Annotated in this window: 2 pseudogenes; one reads left to right on the top strand and one right to left on the bottom strand. The window is 58.3% G+C overall.

The features are described from left to right. Positions 1 to 543, top strand: a pseudogene (locus tag ACIA77_RS52460) (hypothetical protein); the annotation flags it as partial. 56 nt (positions 544 to 599) lie between these two features. Here the strand turns inward: ACIA77_RS52460 and ACIA77_RS52455 are convergent. After that, a pseudogene (locus ACIA77_RS52455) lies at positions 600 to 1,145 on the bottom strand (hypothetical protein); the annotation flags it as partial.

The raw sequence follows: 1,145 nt of genomic DNA, 5'->3' as shown, positions 1-1,145 counted from the left end.
AAGTTGGTAGTGTTCGCCACCGACTCGTTCGCAGACCAAGCAGTTCTGTCATCGAGTGTGCATCAATCGTGGGCAATCAAGTACGGCACCACGATGCGCATTGATCCGACCTATACACCACAGGTTTGTTTCGAGACGTTGCCGCTTCCGAAGGCGACAGGCCGCCTCGATGCCGCTGGGCGTGCCCTGGACAACGAGCGGAGGGAGATCATGCTGCGGCGCAGCCTTGGCCTGACTACCGTTTATAACCTGGTCAATGACCTGTCTGTTCAGGGCGATAGAGATGTTGATCGGCTACGTGAGATTCACATCGAGGTCGATGATGCGACCGTGGACGCGTACGGTTGGTCTAACCTCGAACTCGATCATGGTTTCCACACCTACCGCCAGATGGAGCGATGGACGGTGAGCCCTGTCGCGCGCGTTGAGATCTTGGATCGCCTCCTAGAAGAAAACAACAGCCGAAGCAAAAGCAACCAGCACGGGAATCTCGCAGCACTTGCCAGTGAGATTCCCAAGGAGGATGGGACACTCTTTAGCTGACTGGTCCAGTTGTCCGTGTGTCGAGCCCAGAGACCGCGGTCGGCGTGAGGTTCGAGTCAGGTGAACAAGGCTCCTTGCTCCTTCGGAATCTCGCCTCCTGACGCAGACGGGCGGGTGTTGTACTTGTTCTCCTCGACGCGTCGGTGAGCTTCCTCCAGTAGCCGATCGAAGATCTCAACCCGAGCGGCGGGGCTGACGCTCCAGCGGATCATCTGACGGTAGGTGTGAAAGCCGTGATCGAGTTCGAGGTCGGACCAGCCGTAGGCGTCCATGACTTCGCGGTCGAGCTCGACGTGAGTCTCGCGCAGTCGGGTGATGTCTGTGTCTCCACGGATCGCGGGGTCGTTAATGAAGTTGTAGAGCTTCGTCAGACCAAGATTGCGGCGAAGCATCACATTGCGACGCTCCACATCCAGGATGCGACCGACGGCCCCGAGTCGGTCGATGGGCGCGGGACGCGGGAACGTCTCGAACACGTCGGAAGGCGTGTAGCGAGGGTCATTTCTCATACCCGATCCATACTTGATCGCCCAGAGTTGGTGCGCTGACGAGCTGAGTATTGCTTGGTCTGCGAACGAGTCGGTGGCGAACACTACTAACGA

Origin of the sequence: Amycolatopsis sp. NPDC051903, from assembly GCF_044452505.1 — a bacterium.
Taxonomy (GTDB): Bacteria; Actinomycetota; Actinomycetes; order Mycobacteriales; family Pseudonocardiaceae; genus Amycolatopsis.
The sequence above is the reverse complement of the archived record's forward strand: the minus strand, read 5'-3'. Positions and strand labels throughout refer to the sequence as shown.